The organism is Aureispira sp. CCB-E (assembly GCF_031326345.1).
GTDB lineage: Bacteria > Bacteroidota > Bacteroidia > Chitinophagales > Saprospiraceae > Aureispira.
In genome coordinates this window covers 4814361-4837600 of the sequence record NZ_CP133671.1, presented here as the reverse complement: position 1 = coordinate 4837600, position 23240 = coordinate 4814361, and the positions used below count along the sequence as shown (strand labels likewise).

Below are 23240 nucleotides of genomic sequence, written 5' to 3'. Positions count from 1 at the left end.
TAGAGTATTACTAATTATTAATATTCTTATTAGAGCACAAAGATGTAAAAAAGACAATAGATTGTTATCAAGAAATGGTAAAAAGGTGACCAAATTGACGACAAGTGCTGATAATGTTGTGCAAAATTCAGTAGCTTCTTATTCGGCTAAGGCATTAATAGTTTGAGTCCGTTAAACTTTCTAAAAAAACAACCAAAGCAGCTTTTTCTGCATCGGTTAGATTAAGTTGATCTTCGGGTAGAGTTTGATGTGGTAAATCTAATCCCATTCCTACACCGCCACCTAAGTCATAAAACTCAATTACCTTTTCTAATGTTTTGATAGAGCCATTATGCATATAAGGTGCTGTTAAAGCTACATTCCGAATGCTAACGGTTTTAAATGAATTGGCAAAAAAATCATAGTTATCTTTGGTAATGCCGTTGTTGATTCGTCCCAAGTCTTTGTCTAGTTTGGGGTGGTCAAAATTCTCATCGTCCAAGACTCCCAAGACTTCAGATTCAGAATCAACATATCTAGGAGGGACTAAGCCACTAAAAGTAGGTGGAAAATGACAAGTAGCGCATTGAGCTTTGCCCATAAATAAATTAAAACCCTGTCTCAATTCTTCTGGTATTGTTTCCGTTTTGGTTTGAACCAATTGATCAAAAGGCGAATCAAAGCGAGGCAAACTCATCAAATAACTTTTGAGAGCATGATTGATGCTTGCTGTGCTGATTGGGTTGGGGTGTTGAGCATAGCTTGTTGCAAATTTCTGTTGATAATCTTTATTTTGATGCAATTTCTTAATAATAGATGTATAATCGCTGTTAAATTCTTTTTCATTGTGGATGACATGATCAAATTGATTTTTCAAATCATGGGCTCGCAAATCAAAAAAATAAGCACTGGCATAAATACTGTAATTTAGAGAAGGAGAATTGCGGCTAGTTGTCTGCGTTTTATCTCCATTCATACTGCGCTCTAATTGGTCGGTAAAGGCTAGTTTTTCGTTGTGACAAGTGGCACAAGATGTTTTGAGGTTGTCTGAAAGAATAGGATCGTTAAAAAGCTGTTTGCCAAGTTCAATTTGAGCCGATTGTATTTGCTGATTAGGAATATTCGTATAATAAGAGGCATTTAAAAAGTCAGCTTGAAAGGGATTGGTAAAACTGCTATTTAGAGGCAGTTGATAACGATTTAACTCTTCTTTGGTTTCTAAATTAGCACTGACCCTAATCGCCTCTAGATTTTCTAATATAGGAATAAGCTGCCCAACCAAATAAGCATAACGATCAAAATCATCAAAAGAATCATAATTAATCGCATTAAACTGTTGTTCTATAGTTGAAATTAATTGGGGAGAAAAACGTTCTTTATAAGAGAGTAAGGTGTTCAAAATACCTTGATTGACTTGTTTGAAATCCTCAATAGCATTATCAGAAGCAGGTGTATCAAAACCTGTAATTCCTAAAGTAAAGGAACGAATAAGAGCCTCTTTCATCGCATGAATAATCATGGCATCATAAAAACGAATAGAGGTTACTCTGGTTCTAAAACGCTGAATTTCTGTTTTTAAGTATGTAACAGTTTTTTGAATTGGTTCTACAGTGACTTGCTCTTCAAAAAGCTGTTCATCAATAACTTGAAAGCCGCCAGGATAATGTGTTTCCTTGTTGGCAACTTTTGGAGTAGGTTTTAGCAAAGGAGATTCATTGATGCTACGTTCATACAATTGAGGATCTAGATAAGCGATCAAAAATTCTGCTTGCTTAAAAGGTATTCGAGCTTTGAGATAAGTCGCCCTAGCTTGTTGGATGTTCTTATCTTTTAGATCTAAAAGTAGTTGTTCCAAGTGTGTTTGAAGTTGATCCAATTGACTCAAAAAATTGGTCTTGATCTGAAGGGTAGGAATAGAGGTTTCGGGTTTGGGAGAGGCGGTATCTGTTGTGCTTGAAACCATTACAAATAAGGTAATCAGCGCAATAATTAGGAAAGAATATTTCATAAGAATAGTGTAATTAGTAACAGCGTAGAGATATATGCTTGTTGGGTAGAATAGCAAATTCTGTAAGGAAGTAAATCCCTACAGAATCTTGCTTTAAACTAATAATGTGTATGACAAACTATTGAACAATCAGTTTTTTAGTTATACCTGCCTTATTTTGTATGAAGTAAGTACCTGCTGCCAAGTGGGCAACATCAATTTGGTTAACATTTCTATAGACTTCTAACCTTCTACCATGCAAATCATAAATGGCAAAATCACCTACTTCTTTGAAATAAACTGTACGAGAAACAGGATTTGGATAAAAATCATAGTCCGCTTGTTCTTGTTGGATATTTTTGATCGTAGTAATGCTTTGATCCCAACCTGTGATGGCGTACGTTAAAGAGTGGTTGTAAGGGAAAGGGTTGCTGCTGCTAGGGTGTTGAGAGTTAACAAAGATTGTTTTTCCGTCAGGACTTGCAATTGCCCCTGTGATTTCAGCTCCTTTAGCCGCTACAGAAATACGTGTCAAATCGCTTACAGTAGGCGTGTTATCAGACATATCAAACAAGTACAATTCACAAGTTCTATCCGACAAGCCAGCAGGAACTCTACCATGAGAAGTACCATTTAAGTCTTCACAAATCATCATATAAGATTGACCATTAACATTGATAAAGTTTAAACCATCAGGATTAGAAAGGTGGTTGTAAGGATAGTGCGTAGAATCTGGTGAATTGGCATAATGAGGACCTCCTTCTAAGAACGATGTCATGGCATCGGTGGCAGGATCAAATTGCAAAACACGACCATAGTAGTCCCAGTAATCACTAGAATCAGGATGTGTACCTTGTACAAAAGCTGCTCTATTAAGCGTATGTGTAGCGTGTGTTGCACCAGCAGCAGACTCATCCGCCCATCTTGATGCAGGGTTGTCACGACCTGTTTCAGTTAAATATACTTTGTTAGAATTTGGATCTTTGGCAATCCATTCCAAACGATTGAACATTGTTGCTCCAACTGCAACGGCTTCATTTTTGAAGTTAAGCATTTTATTAGGATCTGTATTATCAATTTCAATCCATTTGCTACCAGTTGCATCTTGTTTGTATACATAAGTTTTGCCTACGGTAAAATCGCCTGCGTTATCTGCCACAAATTTGGTAAAAAAGGCAGGAGTATCGTCAACAGTTAGGTAAACTGTGCGGTTGTCAGGCATAACAACACCACCTTCAAAGGCTTGTCTTCCCCAGTTGTATTGCTTGCGAATTGCTACAGCTTGTCGAGGATCAATTTCAGTCATGTAGTTGTAGTTTTGGTATTTTTGAATGGTCTGACCATTCCAACCAGGAAAACCAGCAGGAGCCGCTTGTCCATTGGCAGTACCTGTACCGATCGTAAACAAAGAAGTATCTCTATCTGCAATATCAGTGTTGTCTCCACGGAACCATTCTTCAGCTGTCCAAATTCTTCCATCTACTGTAGACGTAATACCACCGCAATTCATTCCTGTTTCACCTGTATGATTAACAAAGTCAACATTAAAGAATTTTCCAGAACGTCCATCTAATAATGTTTGATTGACTACAATGATAGAATCTGTCAAGGAATCTCTATCAATTAAAAAGGTTGTCATTCCTCCGCCATCTCCAAGGTTGTCATTAGAAACAACTTTTTCATGGTTGATTGAAATCCATCCCAAGTGTTGTCCTGAAGCATCAGGTGTAAATCCAATAAAGTCATTCCAATCTTTAGAAACGACAGTTTGAGCTGGCTGCCCATAAGTTGCTGTTGCCTCTACCATGTCATACCCCCCGATAAAAATCACTTGTGATTTTAATGGAGAAGGTGGCATAAGTACCGTTTCTGCTCCAAAAGCAGGTTGTATAGTGGCGTCAAATTGGATTTGTGCAAATCCAGTAGCACTAAAGAAAACACAAAGAAGTAGTAGTGTTAGCTTTTTCATAATTTAGGTTTGATAAAGTGTTGTAATGAATGTTTTTTCCTAGTCACAGGAAGTCTATTTCCGCTGCAAAAGTACCGCCTATTTGTTAACCTAAATTAAAGGAAGAGATAAAGAATATTGAAATTGGTGTTAAGTAGTTTATTTGAACAATATTTGTTTTGGGAATTGTTTAACGGTCTGAAAAACTATTAGTTGTGCTAGTTGGAGTCTTGTGTGAATTTTGCTTTTATCTTTCGTTTGTGTAAATATTGAGTTGCTTGAAATTAACATTAAGATAGCCTATAATTAAATTTAAGCCAATCTATGAACATTACTTTTGTGCTCGAAATGAACAGAAAAACAAGGTCTTAAATAAGTTAACGGATAGTGTGTTGCCCTTAAAAATAGCAAGCACTAGAGTTCTAAATGTAAGACGTTACTGTTTGCAAATCTTTATAAACTAAAATAAGAGACGAATGAAATCTATTTTACCCCTTTTATGCTTATTGATAGCTCAGTTTACGTATGCTCAAAACATATCTGTTACGGAATTAGGGCGTTATACCGATGGTCGAGATGGTGCTTGTGAAATTTCAGCTTATGACTCCACTACTAATCAATTGATTATTACCAATGCCGCTTCGGACTCTATTGATATGGTTGATATAAGCAATCCAAGTATGCCTATGCACATGGGTGGGATTGATGTAACCTTGTATGGTGGCGGTGTGAATTCTGTCGTTAATCTAAACAATGGCTATTTTGCAGCAGCAATTGAGGCTGTTGTTAAACAAGATTCTGGGAAAGTAGTCTTTTTTGATCAAACAGGAGCTTATGTAAATGAGGTTACTGTTGGACACTTGCCAGATATGTTGACAGTCACTAAAGATGGAAACAAAGTATTGGTAGCTTGTGAAGGAGAACCGAACGATGCTTATACAATCGACCCTGAAGGTTCTATTGTTATCATAGATATTAGCGGGGGAGTTGCTGCTGTGAATACTAGCCATGTGAAATTCTTAACGTTCACAGATGCCCCAACAACTATTGCTGGAAGTATTCAAAAACCAGGAACAACGCTTGCAGAAGATTTAGAACCAGAATATATTGCTGTTAACCAAACTTCTACCTTGGCAGCTGTTGCCTGTCAAGAAAACAACGTGTTGATATTAGTAGATTTGACAGCAGATACCATACTGACATATAAAGGACTTGGATTTAAAGATCATAGTGTAGTCGGCAATGGTTTTGATGCAACCAATACAGATGGTATCATTAATATTTTAACTCAAAATGTAAAAGGCGTTTACCAACCAGATGCTATTGCCGCTTACTCTGTAGGTGGGATGACTTATTTCGTTTCTGCTAATGAAGGAGATGGAAGAGATTATGGAGGCTACAGTTCAGAAACAAGAATTAAAAATTTAACATTGGATTCGATGGCTTTTCCAACAGCGAATATACTTCAAGGTGATAATTTTTTAGGACGTTTAAAAACATTTACAGCAGACGTTATTGGTGATACAGATGGCGATGGTGATGTAGATGAATTGTATAGCTATGGAGCGCGTTCATTTTCAATTTGGGATGAAACAGGTAATTTGATTTGGGATAGTGGTGATGCAATTGAACAATATATTGCTGCCAATCATCCTGCTTTCTTTAATTGTAACGATGGTTTGGCTTCAAAAATGGATAACCGTTCAGATGATAAAGGACCAGAACCGGAAGCTGTTGCGATTGGTAAAATCGGAAATCGATTTTATGCTTTTATTGGCTTAGAACGTCAAGGAGGGATTATGGTTTATGATGTAACGAACCCTAATAGCCCTATATTTGAGGCTTTTATTAATAATTTTGATGCAACATCAGGAACAATGACGGATATCGCACCAGAAGGTTTGGTGTTTGTTCCCGCAGCCGAAAGTCACAATGGTAAAAATATGCTGATTGTTAGCAATGAAGTATCAGGAACAACAACCATTTATGAAATAGTTGATTTGTTATCTTCTGTAATGGTATCTGCGATAGATGCAAAGGGAAGTGTTTATCCTAATCCGACATCAAACGAATTGACGATTGAAATGGATTCTTACAATAAAGAGGTGCAATACTACCTAACCAATACCGTAGGACAACAGATAGAGCAAGGTGTTTTTATGGGGACAACAACCTTATCTTTAGGAAATTTGTCAACAGGTATGTATTATCTAACAATACAAGATGCGACCAACCCATCCAGCGTATGGACGACAAAAGTTGTTAAAAACTAATAGGAATAAATACATTTTAGAATTGAAAATGAGGTAAGTAAAACTCATTTTCAATCCTAAAATATAAATGTCTTATTCCAAATCAATATTGATAGAATTCCCTTGGCTATCAATCATATTAACACTATTAGCTTCGTACTTAAAAGTATGCACGATATAACCATTCGGATCTAACATCTTCTTTAACTTTCCATCCTCATAAATGTAGGTGTTTTTGAGTAATTGGTCTTTCCCGTATTCTTTCCATTCACCCGTTCTAGCATAGGTTTGGGTAACAACACGCTTATTCGGATCAAAAAGGCTAGCCGTATGTGGGCTATGACTGCCTTTTAGTTTAAGCCCTCCATCTTCATAAAATGCTAAGTAATCTCCTTCACGAACCGTTTTCCTATCTTTGACTGTGATGTTGGCAATTCTTGGTTGTGCTTCCAATCCGTACGTGCGATACAAGTTGAAACGTCGGTTTAGTTCGCTCGGAGCAATAGAATATCCAGGTTCGTTCAGCCAAGTAATATATTCATAATGCATGCTGGCAAAGTCTTCTTCCACCAATAAGAAATGGTGTTCATAAGGAAGTTTTAGGCTAAAGAAAGTCGTATCTCTAGTGGTTTCATCAGTAATGATAACATGGGTGCCTTGTTCTTGCAATTGTCCATTTTTGTAATAACGCTTAAATTCACCTTCTTCCAAGCCATTGTTATAAGTAGACGCATATTTAAGCTGACCATTGTCATAATAATGATTGAATCGACCATGTGGAACGCCATTGTTATAAGAACCTGCTAAATAAGTTTGGTTGGCAATTCTAATTTTCCAAAGACCAGTACGTTGCCCTTGTTCGTTGTAATTACCTGTTTCGATAAAATCACCTTTAGTACCGTAGTTGAATTCTATCCAACGACCCACCTTTTTGCCATTAGAGTAAGCACCACTACCTGCCAGCGTTTCACTAACACCAAAAGTAGGATGTTGCTCTATTTTATAAAAGTCCAAACGACCAGAATTGGTGCCGTTTTCAAAGTTCAAACTTCCTTTGACATGAGTATTAACATCTAAGAAATAATCATAAGCCCAAGTACCAATTCGAACGCCATTTTCATAAAAGCCTTCTGACATAACCTTGTTTAGTTTCAGTCCATTTGCGTGATAGGCACCAGTCGGATTATTTTCATCATAAAGAATCCATTTGCCATGACGAATTCCATCCACCATCAAACCTCGGGCTAAAATACTATTGTTTTTATCATAGTAGAGGCATTCTCCTTGCATTAGGTCGTTGACAAAATTGGCACGAACACTGATATCGGTATGGAAGTTAGTATAAATCCATTCGCCTTGTTTAATACCATTTGTATTGTAGCTACCCTGAACATCAGGTTGGTGGTTTTTACGGCTATATTGGGATACATAAAATTTCCAAGGACCGCTTCTGGTATCATTGATGTATTCGCCTTCTGCATAAACGAGTCCTTGTGCATCTTTTAGTTCCCAGTAACCTGTTTTTTTGCCGTTATCTAGCTTGTTTTGACTATAAATTGGGTTGATTGTAGTAAAAAAAACAAACAAAGCAATTGTATTCAATATTCTCATAACAATTGATTTTAGTGAACTTGTTTAAGAATAAGCAGAACTCAAGTTAGGAATGTGTATTGAGTTTATTTTTAAACAATTTCTGTGATTCATTTAAGTAGGTAACTAGGAGTGTATTAGTTTGTGTGATGATTGATACAACAAGGAAGCCCTAGTGAATTACTTGTGATAGATAGATAGTTATATTATTAAGTACGTGGAATTGTTAAGATTCGTTAATAAGAAAAATGTTAATGAAATGTTAAAAATATTTTTATTCTTACCTCTTTAAAATCTATTTTATTGTTAATGTATCTGTTTATGAAAAGGTAACCTTTGTTTTTTTATAATTGAGAATTATGGATTTTGTTTTTTAATCAATTGTTTCATTTTTATTGGGTTTTGTTTATTTTTTTGTCTTTTAGGAAGTTTTTTATAATCTTTATTTATATTTGTTGAAATAAAAGTTTTAAATTAATAATCTACATTATTATGAAACACTCCATTCTAATGGTAGCTTTGATGTTACTATTTTCCCTTGTTATTTCCTGCTCTAAACAAAAAGAAGCAGAAGAAACCCAAAATCAAATTTCCCAAAACACCATTGAAAGAACTTTTGTATACAACCAGAAAGAATACAAAATCTTGTTCGGCAAAGAGGAGCACTTTATACCAAATGAAGAAAGTGCCTTGTTAGAAAGTTTAGTAGCAGAGCAATCAGATGTTGTTGCCTTTTCGTTTTCAGGTAGAGAGAAGAAGATACATTTATTCAATTCCGAAATGGAAGGTTATAAATATTATGAGGAACATATAGATGAAAAAGTAGGGCGACAGTTCCAAGTTGGGCACGCCACCAACTTATTAAGAGACCAACTAATTGCACGGTATGGGGTAGATATAAATTACAATGATCCTCAAATCTATGCAGAAACGAAAGCAGCAATAGATGCTATTTATAACGAATTTAAAATTGTAGGAACACCGCCTAGAGATGTCGAAGCTTTTATGGGAAAATTGGGAGAAGGTAGAAGTGCAAGTAGAAACAACAACTCTTGGCGACTATGGGAGGACGCAATCCAAAATGGGGAAATGTTTAATCTAGAAACAGAACCCAATGTTTGGTTTTGGATACATGGGGAATGGGATTGCAACTGGACTTATGCTGCTGCAAACTTAGACTGGAATTACAGACAAAGTAATCAATCTTGGGAAGATTGTATTTCTTCTTATTGTTTTAATTTTCAACCAGGTGCTGATGCAATGGCTTTTGCTGTTTATAAAGATGGTTTCTTTACACAAGGAAATTGTAAAAAACTTGTTACTACAATTAATGAAAGTGATTGGAATAATGGTTATGTTGCTCGTTGTTGGAATGATTTAACAGCGGATCATTTTGGAGGCTTATTTTGTACTACTGTAAATGATAATATATCTTCTTTAAGGATGCAAATAGTGTGGGACGGTTGTCCTGTAGATTTTAATGACTTATAAAAGAAAATAATGAAAAATATCATTTTAATATTACTATTTACTTTTAGTAGTAGTTTTATTTCAGCACAACATAATATTTCTGCTACTGCTGGATGGACAGTTTCTACTTTATATAAAGTGGGGACAAGAGCAGCATTAAATACAAGTTCTTATTACGCTGATTTGTATGAATTTACGCCATTTTATACACTCAATATAAATGTAAAATATGAGTATACCTATAATTTATTTAGGTTGTCAACAGGCTTTTCTTTACTTTCTTTGGGGGCTAATGATTATTTTTTTAAAGGCTTTGAAAATGTTTTTATGTATTTAACCATACCTGTTCTATTGGGTTACAAAAAAAACTTTTCTAAAGAAATATCTTTAGTCATAGAAGGCGGTTCTGAATTTGGGCTAAGTTTAGCAAATGTAGGAAGTGTGATAAATGCTGCAAAAAAAGGACAAACAAGACCCTATATAGGACTTTTGTTTGGCATTGAAGGAAAATACAAAAGATTTAGTTTAGGAGCTAGATTTCACTTAGGTTTGAATGATTTTGAGCAACATACCTTTTCAAGTAAAAATGAAACGATTTATTTCAAACACATAGGTAGCACGATATACTTAGGCTACACGATTTGGGATTCTTCTAAGGTTAAAAAGAAGAAACAAAAGGAGTAGAATGGTTATTGGTAAATTTGATAAATAAAATTCTAGAAAAGTTTCTTTAGCATTGGCTAAAAGGAACTTTTCTGCTTTTTATTCTAAACGATTATTTTTATGAAAGTTAATGCTATCTACTTAAAGTATTTTCTCTAACTTGTTTATTCAATCAATCTGCTTACTTTTTAGTAGACTATTATTATGACAAGCACAAAAGCTAAAAAATAAAATTGGCGTATATGAATTATTACCACGTATCTCATCGAAAACTTAGAGAGGGAACTATTCTTACTTTAGGTGTTTACGGAGAGCGAATTCGCAGACATGATTCAATAGAAAAAGAATACGCTACTTATATTAAAGAAGAAATATTTGAAGCAATTCGCGTACATCATTATGCTAGCCTACCATCTAGGTTGAATTGTACTTTTTTATTTGCCGATTTGGCAATCGCTAGAACATTTTATGCCTACAAGAGTTATGTCTATGAAGTAGAGATTGATGAAGGTGTACCTTTATTGGCTGAAATGGATTTGCTCCATTGTGATGGATTGAGTTATGAGAAAATTACAAGCTGTGCGCACAAGTATTGGCAAGGGAAAAAACATCCTAATAGTGGAAGCTTAGAAGTCCTGATAGAAGGAAAGGTAAAAGTCAAAAAAATGGTTCTAGCTCCTTCTAATATTTGGGATTTGTAAAAATAGTAGTAGATTTGAGTCTTAAACGTCTTATCATTTTAATCCTTGAGGTAAAATTATTGGGACAAAGATTGATCTGACGCATTGATTTAGAGGTTGGTCGATATAGATGTGACCTCTTATCTGAAAGAAAACTAAATATTTTGTTGATAACCTATATATGCCCAATTTATCTATAAAAACTTACTAATCCTTTTATAAAAAACTTTCAAACTATGTTATTTCTAGATTTTGAAAAGCCAATTGAGGAACTATACGAACAACTAGCAGAACTAAAGAAAACTGCAGATTTGAACCATGATGTGGATGCATTAAATACTGCTGTTGCTGCATTAGAAAAGAAAATTGTAAGCACTCGAAAAAACATATACAACAATTTAACTGGGTGGCAAAAAGTACAACTTTCTAGACATCCTAAAAGACCTTATACCTTATTTTACATTGAACAAATGTGCTCTCGCTTTGTAGAAATGCATGGAGATCGTTGCTTCAAGGATGATAAAGCAATTGTTGGGGGAATTGGCAAGATTGATAAACATAGTGTTATGATTATTGGTCAACAAAAGGGAGAAGATATCAAGATGCGTCAATATCGTAATTTTGGTATGCCAAACCCAGAAGGATATCGCAAGGCATTGCGTTTGATGAAAACAGCAGAGCGCTTGGATTTACCTGTTATTTGTTTGATTGATACGCCAGGTGCATTTCCTGGAATCGAGGCAGAGGAACGTGGTCAAGCAGAGGCGATTGCTCGCAACTTGTTTGAAATGGCAAAACTTCGTGTGCCAATTATTTGCGTTGTAATTGGAGAAGGTGCTTCTGGAGGTGCTTTGGGAATTGGTGTTGGAAATCGTACTTTTATGATGGAAAATACATGGTATACAGTTATTTCTCCAGAGTCTTGTTCTACGATTCTTTGGCGCAATGTAGAGCACAAGAAAGAAGCTGCTGAAGCTCTAAAATTGACAGGAGCAGATGCGTTAGAATTTGGTATCATTGATGGAATAATTAAAGAACCTGTTGGAGGAGCACATCTACAACCAGAAGAAGCCGCAAAAATATTGAAGCGTCACCTTAAAAAAGAATTGACTGCTTTGAGTGAGTTAACTAAAGATGAATTGGTGCAGTCTCGTATCGAAAAGTATAGCCAAATGGGACGTGTTACTTACAAAAAGTAGTTGTTAACAATAAATTTTTAAACAAGCATTAATTTTTTTTGTCCTAAATTTGATAAATTAATGCTTGTCTTTTGTTTGTTTTAGTAATGTAGATAGATTACTAAATTATTAATGGATGATAATCTATAATAAAAAGATCAACACCAATTAATTACATTAAATATTCCCCCGATATGAGCTTGTTAACTGGAATAAAAGAAAATTTGTATCAACGAAAGTTGAAACAATGCGCCAAACAAAATAGACAAAGATCGTCTTGCAATCTTGATACGGCAAAAAATATAGGAATTCTTTTTGATGCTAGCAGTGAGACCGATACACAGACCGTTTTATCATTCAAAAGAGCGTTGCAAACACAACGAAAACAGGTAGCTGTGATGGGATACAAAGATGTAAAGGAACTTAGTGAGGACGAAAAATTTCCCGTTTTTTGCAACAAAGATTTGGGCTTGAGTCAAACGCCCAAAAAACAAGAGGTGCTAGATTTTATTCAACAGCCATTTGATTTGTTGATTGCTTTGCATATCAACAATTGCCAACCTTTGGAGTACATCTCAGCTGCTTCAGCAGCTAAATTTAGAATTGGGCATTATAGAGAAGAGAAGACCGATTTTTATGATTTTATGGTGTATGGCAAAAGTCAAAGTTTAAGAGCCATCATTCAACAGATGGAGACTTATTTAAGAAAGATTCATTAAGTTAAATTATGAGCAAAATATTTACAGGTACAGGAGTAGCTTTGGTCACTCCCTTCAAAAACGGAGTCGTAGATTACGATGGTTTGGAGCGATTGATTAATCATAATATAGATGGTGGGGTAGAGTTCTTAGTGTCCTTAGGAACAACAGGGGAGTCGGTGACATTAAGCGAAACGGAAAAGCACGCTGTACTAGATTTTACAGTCAAAATTGCTGCTGGTAGAGTTGCGATTGTTGCAGGCTTCGGAGGAAATAACACGGCGGCAGTTATTAAAAGTATTCAAAACTACCATTTTAAAGGAATTGATGGGATTTTATCGGCTAGCCCTGCTTATAATAAACCTACTCAAGAAGGAATTTATCAGCATTTTATGGCAATAGCAGCAGTTGCTCCTTGTCCAATTATTTTGTACAATGTTCCAGGTCGTACAGCTTCTAATATGACAGCTGCCACAACCTTGCGCTTGGCAAATGCAAGCGATAAATTTGTCGCAATCAAAGAAGCTTCAGGCAATTTAGCGCAGTGCATGGAAATTGTCAATGGTGCAAAACCAGCGAACTTCTCTGTTTTGTCAGGAGATGATAACTTGACATTACCTATGTTGGCTTGTGGAATGGATGGCTTGATTTCCGTTATTGGAAATGCGTATCCTCAAGGATATTCAGATATGGTTAGAGCAGGTTTGGCTGGAGACTTTCTAAAGGCTAGAAACTTGCATTATTCATTTATGCAATTGGTAGATTTGTTGTTTGTGGATGGCAATCCAGCGGGAATAAAATATGTCTTGCATCAATTGGGTATTTGTGAAGAAGAATTGCGATTGCCATTAGTACCAGCAACTCCTACAACCAAGGAATCCATAGATTCTATCATAACTAAACTAAAGGAATTAGTCTTGGTTTAGATGAAGGAAAAAAACTTATATAAAGACATTAGGCTATATACTTTTTTAGGTATTATAGCCTTTTTATTTGTCCATCATTATGGTGGATATTTTGGTCATTATGGGTTTGATGACATTATGGGCTATGGTTATTATGGCAAGAAATGGGCAGATGGACAATTGTTTTTTTTAAACGAAGACTTTTTTTCTTATCGTTGGGGATTTATTAGCTTGACAGGTTTTTTCTATGCTCTATTTGGTGTTAATGATACGGTTTCAGCTATCCCTGCTTCTTTGGTGTTATTATTAACGGTATTACTAATTTTTAAGGTACTTCAAAAAGAAGTACGACTGGTAGGAGTAATAGCAGCATTGATTTATGTGTTGGATAATTGGACAATGTACTATTCCGATAAAATCATGCCCGATACATCGGTAGCCTTAGCCACGTTTGCTGCATTTGCTTTAATTTGGCATCATCATTTTAAACAACAGACCACCCCATTTAAACATGCCTTAATATTATCCTTGGTGTTAATTTGGGCATACATCACCAAGCAGTCCGTTCTGCTTTTATTTCCTGTCTTTTTTATTTTGTTATTAATAGATGTCGTGCTAAAACGGCACTATAAGTTTTGGTTGTATACGGCTTTTTGTTGTACGGCAATGGGTATTTTATATTTATTCGTTATCTACTTGTTGACAGGAGACCCGCTTGCAAGATTTCATGCTGTTGAGGCAGGTTTAGATGATAATTTGGGAGAAGGGCGTTCGTTTGCTTTTTGCAATTATGCCATACAACCTTGGGGGGTATTGTTGCATCGAATTGGTTATGAGATGATCGAGAAATTTCTTAGAACAGGAATGATGATTAGTCTTATGTTGGCGTTGCCTGCCATTTTTAGCCATCGTTTTCGTGACTTCATCACCTTTAAAAACGAACAATCGTACTGGGCCTTGATTTTAGTGCTGTCGCTGCTGTCATCTAATTTTATGACAACGTCTTACAAAGCGTATTTGCCAATTTGTCCTGATATCCGCCATTTTTTGTTTTTAGTACCAATTGCAGCAGTTGTCGCGGCACCTGCCTTGTACCATTTTGCACAAAAAAAAGAAAGAAAATTTGCATTTTTAATTGTTTCCATACTTGTTTTTTTATTAGCAAAATACAAGGCAATTGGAAACTTTGAATGGGCTTATTTAGGAATAATGGTACTGGTGCTTTTGCGTATTATCTTACCCAATCGAACGATTATTGTAAGTGGCTTTCTACTAGGGATGGGAACAGTGGCGCTAATGCCTATTATTTCTTCTATGCAAACAGCCAATAAACATTCTTATGTAGAACAACGAGCAGTAATTTATGCGTATTTAAAAGATAAGAAAGAACCAACAATTGTTCTTACGAATGTTATACAAAAACACATGGGGCAATATTTATTAGAATATAACGAAGAGGGGCCTGTTCAGTTCTATGATTATTCAGACTTACCTGAGCTAACATTTTCACCCGAAAAAACAGTATATGTATTGGTGAATGGTGCGACTCGTTATATGTCGAATTTTTCTTACGATGATTTGCCTCGTTGTATCAAAGATTGTTACGAGAAAAAGCATCCAGCAAGTATAGAAATAATCTATGAAAGCCCAGAGGTAGCTTTGTACCAGTTAAAAGATCCCAATTTATTACGGGTATCAGAGCACTAAAATACTTCTATAAACGATTTTCCCCACATTGTGTTACTACGAGATGTTTTGAGGATCTATTGCCGTTGGATAGCGTTAAAGTCTATGGCAATTTTTAAATATCTATTGCATATCGCTTTGATTTTTTGTATATTGCGAGTCTCTCAAAAGAAAGCTTCCTTTTTAGAGCATTAAAAAAATAATCCCTCGCATATTTTATTATGATCAAATCTTTACTACAAATCATTGTTTGTTTATCAATGGTTTGCTCTTTATCCAGTTGCACTTTAACCAAAATTGTTGTATTCTTTAAACCTAGCATAGAAGACCATCATAAAGTATTTGCTTGTGATACCATATCAGGGTCGGCTATGAACGATTGGGCGACATCATCTATGGAAGCAATGCTGCCAAAGAAGCCTTTGTTTATTAATGCCAATTCCCCCGCTAACATCCCACCAATGGAGCAGTGGATACCCACGGAAGAAAACCTAGAAACGAATAATTTTGATGCTTTTTTAGAAAAGTCAAAAACCACAGCGCTTATTATCATCAAAAATGATTCGGTATTGTATGAACGATATCTGAATGGTGGCGCCAAAAACAAACCCAAAGTTGTATTTTCTGTTACCAAAGCTATTACAGCCACCTTGGCAGCAATTGCAGCAGAAGAAGGCTTGTTATCTTTGGATCAAAAAGTTGCTGATTTTATTCCAGAATTTGGAGACGATGCTCGAAAGAACATAACACTACGTCATTTAATGGGAATGGTTTCGGGACTAAATTGGCATGACTTTGACAATGTGTTGCGTTTGGGAGGATTGTATTATACTGGCAACCAAAAGCGTTTTATCAATCGGGCTGCCAAGGCAAAATATGAACCGAACACTCGTTTTGCGTATAAGTCTTTGTCAACTCAAATTTTGGGTGTTTGTTTAGAAGAGGCAATCGGACAAAGCTTAGCAAGCTATTTGGAAGCAAAAATATGGCGACCCGTGGGAATGCAGTACGATGCAATGGTTACGCTAGATAGTAAAAAACATCGAAACCCAAGAACATTTGGTGGAATGGCATTGGCGGCGCCTGATATGGCTCGTTTTGGAAAATTGATGTTAAACGATGGTGTTTGGGAGGGGCAGCAGATTGTACCCAAGTGGTTTGTAGATGAATTAAAACATCGAGATATGAATCGTTGGTTTGGATACTCTAATTGCTACTGGCGGAATGGATATGAGGAATTAGGATTTGAAAACAACGATCAATACTGGGCAGCAGGGTACAATGGTCAATATATTTTTGTCGCTCCTAAAGATAACATTATCATGGTGCGAACAGGAGCAGAAGAAAAGAACCATTGGTCTCTTTTATTGGGAAGGTTGTCTGTTTTGTTGGCGCATGGACGTACAGACTTAACAGACGCATCCTTAGATTTTGGAGAGCAGTTTGCAGGAACTTATGTCAATGAAGCTGGAGCAGAAATGACATTGGATTTGTTGCCAACTCTAGACCAATACAAGAGACGAAAATGGTTGTGGAAAAGAGATACAAAGCTTTTTAAGGAAGGAAAAAAACGGAAAGAATTAACGCAATTGGACGGCATTAGTTTGGGATACAAAAAAGGAGGAAAACAAACTCGGATGTACTATGATGTCAAAGACGGAAAGGTATTAGGTTTTTATTATAATTCTTGGCCAGCTGTAAATTTAATGTACTTCAAAAAAGTAAAGTAAACGCTATTTTTTGAATAAAAGGCATTGTTTGACGAATTAGAAAATATTAGAATTAAGGTAGGTGTTGTCTCTATTATTACTCCATTGGGAAATCGTATTAATCTTTTTTACGACTAGTAAGAAGAACTCTATTCAATTTTATCAGATATAGAAAAGTATAGCCATTAGTAGACTTTTTACTACTACATAAGAATTACGTTGCCAAATTATGAAAAATAGTTGGGTTAGCTGAACAAAATGTGTTTTTGGCTGTTCTATAATCATGTGATAGGCTAAGCTTTGTTGTTTTAGTCTAAATACAACAATTTCCAAATACATTTACAAGTTTATAGTTCTACTTAAAAGTTACTACTCGTAATAAATAACAATACGCTGAAATAGCAACACATTTAGGGGAAAACGCCCCAATAAAGCTAAATTCAATCAATGTTTATTTATTAGAGAACAACTACTTATACCCAATAGAAAACAATTCTAACAAAATATATGCATAAGGCAAGTACAAGGCGCAGAAAAGCATACTGGATGGCATTTAAAGTAGGTTTTAGCTACTTTTGGCTCTATTTAGTATCCAAAATTAGAGGAAAGGAGTACTGGTATTCTCGTATTAGAGAAAAAAACAGGAAGAATGCTGAACGCATAAAAGATATGATGTTGGAACTTCAAGGTTTATTCATCAAAGCTGGTCAATTAATCTCCACCTTGTCCAATGTTTTGCCAGAAGAGTTTAGAGCACCGTTAGAGCAATTACAAGATAATGTTCCTCCTCATTCTTTTGAAACGATCAATAGAGCGGTTATGAAAGAACTAGGGAAGCCTATTGATGAACTCTTTACTCGTTTTGATGAAGTCCCTTTAGCGGCAGCTTCTATTGGGCAGGCGCATCGAGCTATGTTAGGGGATAAAGAAGTAGTTGTAAAAGTGCAACACCCTGAAGTAGATGAGTTAGCGCATATGGATTTGACAATCATTAAACGGATTGTTAAGATGTTCTCGAAATTTATGAAAATAAAGGGAATGAAGCATCTATACGAGCAAGTGGAGGAAATGGTAGAGGATGAGCTTGATTACTGTAAGGAGGCGGAATCAATGCAAATTATTAAGGAGAATGTAAAACACGAAAAAGGTATTTATGTTCCTGAGGTCTACACCGAATATAGTTCAAAGAAAATTTTGACAATTGAATACTGTGAAGGGGTTAAAATTAGTGATGTGGATCAGTTGTTGACGTGGAATTTAGATTTGCACCAATTAACCGAATGTTTGGTGCGAGTTTTTTGTCATATGATTTTGGTGGATGGATTTTATCATGCAGATGCACATCCAGGAAATTTACTAGTGAATAAAGAAGGGCAAATTATTTTATTGGATTTTGGAGCAGTATCTAGATTGAGTCCTAAAATGAAACGAGGCATTCCGATCTTAATACAAAATATGATTCAACAGGATGCAGGCGAAATGGTTAAATCTTTGCGTCAATTAGGTTTTATTGCGAATGGTGAAGCGACAGCTAGAGTCGTTCGAAAATTGATTGACGATATTCAAGATTTTATTGAGAATGAGCTGGAAATGGAAAGCTTGAATATTCAGGATATTTCGGAAGATCAATTAAGACAAGCACTCAAATTAGTTAATATTCGCGAGTTGGCTCGTATCGTACAAATTCCTAAGGAATGGGTTTTGTTGAATCGTGCAGTGGTATTGGTTGGAGGCGTTGTTTATTTGTTAGATCCAGATTGGAATCCTGTCCATACCTTAAAACCTTATCTTGAGCGTGAGTTGATTGGTGGGAAAAGTGGTATGGCTAAAATGGCTTTGAATATTGTAAAACGGCAAGTAACGGCAGCAGCAACTTTACCCGTTGAAGTTCAAAAAATTATCAAGAAAGCCAATCAAGGAAAAATTACCATTGATGTTCGAAATATCAAAGAAGGTTTTAGCCGAATGCAAATGATAGGACAACAAATAGTATGGTTAATTGCTTTTTTAGCGGCTATTTATTTTTACGTATTACTAGATAGTACCAATGCCTATCCTTATTTAACGATGTTTTTCCAAGTCTTTGGATTTGCCTCATTTTTTAGCTTTTGGCTAACGCTTTTGAGAACACCGAAATAGTAAAACACTTGAGTTGGATGAATAGATAAAAAATAATTTACAAACCATAGCTGATAAGTTAACATCTTAGAATGCATATTATACCAAATTGAGAGGGTATAATATGCATTTTTTTTATTATCTTGTGACCTATTTTGACATGAACTAAGGATTTATAAAATTCAAGAAACACTTAAAAAGAAATAGATGTAGAATTTTGTGTTGTTTAGCTTTTTATCAACACCAATTTTCTTTCGTATTGGGTAGGGAACTACTACTACATGGTATTCTATTTTATACAATCCTATTTGTTCCATCAATCATACACTTGTTTCATAGATATCTACTTGTTACTACAATTCAGCAACCTATATGAGTTTTCTTAAGTTATTCCTTTCTTTAACAATCACGATAGCATTTATTTGGGCATTGGGATCTGCTCGTCAAACAGGAGAGCCAGAAAAAAGCACTAAAGATAAAGATGGCAACCTTATGGTTGTAGCAAGCACTGAGCAATTTATTCCGCCAATAGGCAAATTATTGAGTCCTTCTCATGGTTTTTGGCAAAATGCAGAGGGAAAAACACCTGCTTTGAAAACTACAATTTATCACGAAACACTTTCTGCGCCTGTTCAGGTCAAGTACGATGATAGAATGGTGCCGCATATATTTGCAGCGAACATAGAGGATGCAACTTTTGCGCAAGGTTATGTGACCGCTTCTTTGCGATTGTGGCAAATGGAATTACAAACACATGCCGCAGCTGGTCGGTTGGCAGAAATTTTGGGAACGACCGAACATTTCCGCAAAATTTTGATCAAAAAAGATATTGAAACTCGTCGTTTGGGATTGCCATTAGGTGCTCGACGTTCTGTTGAGCTTTGGTCTAAAGAACCTGAAAAATACAAGGCCTTAAATAGTTACTCAGATGGAGTCAATGCTTATATCAACTCACTTTCTTATGATGATTTGCCTTTGTTTTATAAGCTGCAAAATTATAAGCCAGAGCCTTGGACGCCTCTCAAAACAGCCTTGTTGTTAAAAAATATGGGGCGAATGTTGACAGAGCGAGACCATGATTTTGAGTTGACCAATGTCTTAAAAGAAATTGGCTTGGAGCAATTTAATAATTTATATGCAGAGTATTTTGAAGAGCAATCGCCTATTATTCTGGATTCTATGAATTATGTGAAGCCTGTTGTAATAGATGAGACAAATCCAATTAGTTTGTATTTGGGAGAATTGGGGATGGATAGCTTAACAAGGGCTTTTTCACCTAAAGGAATAGGAAGTAACAACTGGGCTGTATCTGGTGCAAAAACGGTTTCGGGGAATCCTATCCTTTGCAACGATCCTCATTTAAAACTAAACTTGCCTTCAATTTGGTTTGAAATTCAATTAAGTACCCCAGAGTTTAATAGTTATGGGGCTTCTTTGCCTGGAGCTCCTGGAGTAATCTCTGGCTTTAATGAAAATATTGCTTGGGGAGTTACCAACGTTAGCCATGACGTAAAAGATTGGTATGCAATTCAATGGAAAGACGAGACCAAATCAGAATATTGGTTTGACAGTACTTATAAGAAATCTAGTATTATTGTTGAGGAAATAAAGGTTCGAGATGCTCCTTCGGTTTTTGACACCATCTATATGACTCATTTTGGTCCAGTGGCGCATAGTGTCGGAAATCAAGATTTTGTATTGAGATGGACGTTGCACGATCCTTCTACGGAGCCACTTACATTTTTGAAATTAGTAAAGAGTAAAAATTACAACGATTATAAAGATGCCATCCGTCATTTTGCCTGTCCTGCTCAAAATATTGTGTTTGCTGCTAAAAATGGAGATATAGCACTTTGGACACAAGGAAAATTGCCATTACGCAAAGAAATGCAAGGACGTTTTGTGCAACAAGGAACAAGCTCCAAGGAGTTGTGGCCTGGTTTTATTCCTCAAAAAGATATTCCACACGAATACAATCCTGCCAAGAATTTTGTTGCTTCTGCGAATCAACATTCTGTCAATCCTGCGTTATATCCTTATGACTATTATGGTTATTTTGAAGAGTATCGAGGACGCTATTTGAATCGGCGTTTAGCGGAAATGGATAGCATTACGGTAGAAGATATGATGGCCTTGCAGTACGATGCTTACAGTGTCAAAGCCGAAGATTTTATGGACTTGTTGAAGTTGCATATTCAAAAAGGGGCGTTAAATAAAGACGAGTTAGAGGTTTGGCACCAACTAAAAGATTGGGATTATAAATACACCAAAGATCAAATAGAACCTACAATTTTTGAAATGTGGTTCGATACTTTGGAGTATCTGGTGTATGATGAAATTATAGCGTTGAAAAAGGAAAAGGCTGATAAGCAGGAGATTGTATTGCCAGAGGAATATAATTTATTACATTTGTTGAAACGAGATACAGCAAATATCGTAATAGATATAGTAGCAACAGACCAACGAGAGTATATAGCCGATGTCTTCACATTAGCTTTTCAAAAAATGTGTAAGGCTGTTCCAAGAGATAGCAGTACTGGAGCAATTCTTAAATGGAAGGAGCAAAGAGGATCTATTGTTCAGCATTTATCAACGTTAAAAGCGTTTAGTGTTGACGATATACCTTCAGATGGTCATGGTTCTACATTAAATGCTTTGAATAAACGCCCTGGACCTTCTTGGAGAATGGTGGTGGAGTTAGGAGATGAAATTAATGCATATGGTATTTATCCTGGAGGACAGTCCGAAAACCCTGGAAGTTATTATTATAAAAATATGTTAGACAAATGGTCTAAAGGAGAGCATTATAAATTGCTCTTTATGAAAACACCAGATGATGCACCTGAGCGCATTATTTTTGCACAAGAATTTCAATAAAATAATGTCTATTGTATCATTTTGGTTGTAACCAATAGTTGTCAAAAAATATACAATTAAATGCAAAGAAGAAATAGTTTATACGCTTTGATAACTGCTATAGGGCTGATGGCTTGGGTAGCAGCAGGAAGCTATTTGTTCTCTGAGAATTGTTGTGGTACAAGCGTAGATAGTTATAATGGCGCTCTTGGAGGCACAATGTTGATTGAAGATGGAAATGCTTTTCGTCTCGAAACTCAAAAAACGATACTTTTTCCTGAAAATAGTGCGAAACCAATCCTTTATCAAGAAGTTAGCGAACAGTTGATGGAAGTGGTGCGTTACGTCAAATCTAATCCTATCAAAAAGGTGACGATTAGAGGTCTTTTTACAGAGAATGAATCTGGTGGTGCCCAATTGGGGCGAGAACGGGCAGAAGCAATTCGGCAACAATTATTTGTCAATTCCGAAACGCCAGCATATCAAATTGCCGTAGAAGCTGGGCTGCGAAAAAATTTATTGGTAGATGTTGACAATAAAATGGTTTTTGGAGCTATAGAATTTCTTTTTACTTGTATGGCTCCTTTTAAAGTAGAGGATATAGCAACAAAGTTCAAAATAGAGGCAGATAATAACTTTGTTTTTAATTATGCTAGTGTTGACTTTTTGCTAAGCCTACCGCCTGCTATGGAGGATGTGCTAAAGCAACTAGTTGCTTACCTAAAAGAAAATCCTCAACGTCAACTAATATTGACAGGATACAATCATCCGGACGAAGGGAATGGTACCGTATTTGAAAATTTGGGATGGGCAAGAGCAAACAAAATGCGAAGCTTATTGGTGCAATTGGGGGCTGATGCTCGCCAAGTTGCTATCAAAGGTGTAGCAGACGAACGATTGGCGGTGTTTAATTCGGCACTTTATAATAAGTTTTTACCCAATGCAATGGGATTTGAGTTGGACGTGCTGCAACCGACACGTGCGAAACAATATGACCGAAAATATGCCAAAATTGAAAAAGAACTAAAGGAAATGCAGGTTTTTCGTTTCAAAGATTTTGGTCAAAAAACAAACAAAATTATCATGAATGATAAGCTAAAAGCTTACATGAATGATTTAATTTTGTATATTAGTATGAACAAAAAGGCCAAAATTTATTGTGTTGGTCATAGTAATCCATCTAAAACAAAAGAGGAAAGTGCTGTTAATGGCAGCCAAAGAGCGGAGTATGTTCGTGGCTTCTTGAAAAAGCATGGTATACTAGAAGATCGTATAGAAACAACCACTGCTGGGGATTCGCATCCTCTAGGAGAGGAGAATACAAAATATGGCCAACAAATTAATAGAAGGGTAGACTTGTTTATTTCTTATGATGGAAGTCAACCTAAACTATATGCTTTGCCACCTTTGGAAACAGAGAAAAAAAAGAATCTAGTTAAAAAAACAAAGAAAAAAAACTCTGTTGATTCGGTCGCAAAAAGAACGATAAATACACCAAAAATAGATTCGCTTAAGTAAGTA

At 35.9% G+C, this 23240-nt stretch carries 15 protein-coding genes; 12 read left to right on the top strand and 3 right to left on the bottom strand.

What is annotated here, in order from left to right:
- Positions 1-154: 154 nt before the first annotated feature.
- Positions 155-1987, bottom strand: a complete 1833-nt coding sequence (locus tag QP953_RS18700; protein WP_309552343.1) for a cytochrome c peroxidase — start codon at positions 1985-1987, stop codon at positions 155-157.
- Positions 1988-2105: 118 nt separating this feature from the next.
- Positions 2106-3935 (bottom strand): alkaline phosphatase PhoX, encoded by a 1830-nt coding sequence (locus tag QP953_RS18695; RefSeq protein WP_309552342.1) that lies wholly within the window; start codon positions 3933-3935, stop codon positions 2106-2108.
- 455 nt (positions 3936-4390) lie between these two features.
- Here QP953_RS18695 and QP953_RS18690 point away from each other — a divergent pair, with 455 nt between their 5' ends.
- Entirely contained in the window at positions 4391-6187 is a 1797-nt protein-coding gene (locus QP953_RS18690) for a choice-of-anchor I family protein (protein ID WP_309552340.1), read from the top strand.
- A gap of 72 nt (positions 6188-6259) precedes the next feature.
- Here QP953_RS18690 and QP953_RS18685 read toward each other — a convergent pair whose 3' ends face one another.
- Positions 6260-7777, bottom strand: a complete 1518-nt coding sequence (locus QP953_RS18685; RefSeq protein WP_309552338.1) for a hypothetical protein — start codon at positions 7775-7777, stop codon at positions 6260-6262.
- A 471-nt stretch (positions 7778-8248) separates the two neighbouring features.
- On the opposite strand from QP953_RS18685, the gene QP953_RS18680 reads away from it, so the two are divergent.
- From QP953_RS18680 to QP953_RS18630, 11 genes are all read left to right on the top strand, one after another.
- Positions 8249-9247, top strand: coding sequence for a hypothetical protein (locus QP953_RS18680; protein WP_052599416.1), 999 nt, complete (start codon positions 8249-8251; stop codon positions 9245-9247).
- A 9-nt stretch (positions 9248-9256) separates the two neighbouring features.
- Positions 9257-9910 carry a hypothetical protein gene (locus QP953_RS18675; protein ID WP_052599417.1) on the top strand — a complete coding sequence of 218 codons (654 nt, stop codon included), beginning with the start codon at positions 9257-9259 and terminating at the stop codon, positions 9908-9910.
- A 221-nt stretch (positions 9911-10131) separates the two neighbouring features.
- Positions 10132-10590 carry a hypothetical protein gene (locus tag QP953_RS18670; RefSeq protein ID WP_052599418.1) on the top strand — a complete coding sequence of 153 codons (459 nt, stop codon included), beginning with the start codon at positions 10132-10134 and terminating at the stop codon, positions 10588-10590.
- A 215-nt stretch (positions 10591-10805) separates the two neighbouring features.
- Positions 10806-11768, top strand: coding sequence for an acetyl-CoA carboxylase carboxyltransferase subunit alpha (locus tag QP953_RS18665; protein ID WP_052599419.1), 963 nt, complete (start codon positions 10806-10808; stop codon positions 11766-11768).
- A 173-nt stretch (positions 11769-11941) separates the two neighbouring features.
- A complete protein-coding gene (locus QP953_RS18660) occupies positions 11942-12466 on the top strand; it encodes a DUF6913 domain-containing protein (protein ID WP_052599420.1) in 525 nt (174 codons plus the stop codon).
- 8 nt (positions 12467-12474) lie between these two features.
- Positions 12475-13371, top strand: a complete 897-nt coding sequence (gene dapA, locus QP953_RS18655; protein WP_052599421.1) for a 4-hydroxy-tetrahydrodipicolinate synthase — start codon at positions 12475-12477, stop codon at positions 13369-13371.
- Positions 13372-15057 carry a hypothetical protein gene (locus QP953_RS18650; RefSeq protein WP_309552336.1) on the top strand — a complete coding sequence of 562 codons (1686 nt, stop codon included), beginning with the start codon at positions 13372-13374 and terminating at the stop codon, positions 15055-15057. It begins immediately after the preceding gene.
- 200 nt (positions 15058-15257) lie between these two features.
- Positions 15258-16766: a serine hydrolase gene (locus tag QP953_RS18645; RefSeq protein ID WP_081909638.1), complete on the top strand. Its 1509-nt coding sequence runs from the start codon at positions 15258-15260 to the stop codon at positions 16764-16766.
- 525 nt (positions 16767-17291) lie between these two features.
- Positions 17292-18884, top strand: coding sequence for an AarF/ABC1/UbiB kinase family protein (locus QP953_RS18640; RefSeq protein ID WP_052599425.1), 1593 nt, complete (start codon positions 17292-17294; stop codon positions 18882-18884).
- Positions 18885-19235: 351 nt separating this feature from the next.
- Positions 19236-21740 (top strand): penicillin acylase family protein, encoded by a 2505-nt coding sequence (locus QP953_RS18635; RefSeq protein ID WP_052599426.1) that lies wholly within the window; start codon positions 19236-19238, stop codon positions 21738-21740.
- A gap of 60 nt (positions 21741-21800) precedes the next feature.
- On the top strand, positions 21801-23237 hold the full coding sequence (locus tag QP953_RS18630) for an OmpA family protein (protein WP_052599427.1): 1437 nt from the start codon (positions 21801-21803) through the stop codon (positions 23235-23237).
- The last annotated feature ends 3 nt before the right edge of the window (positions 23238-23240 follow it).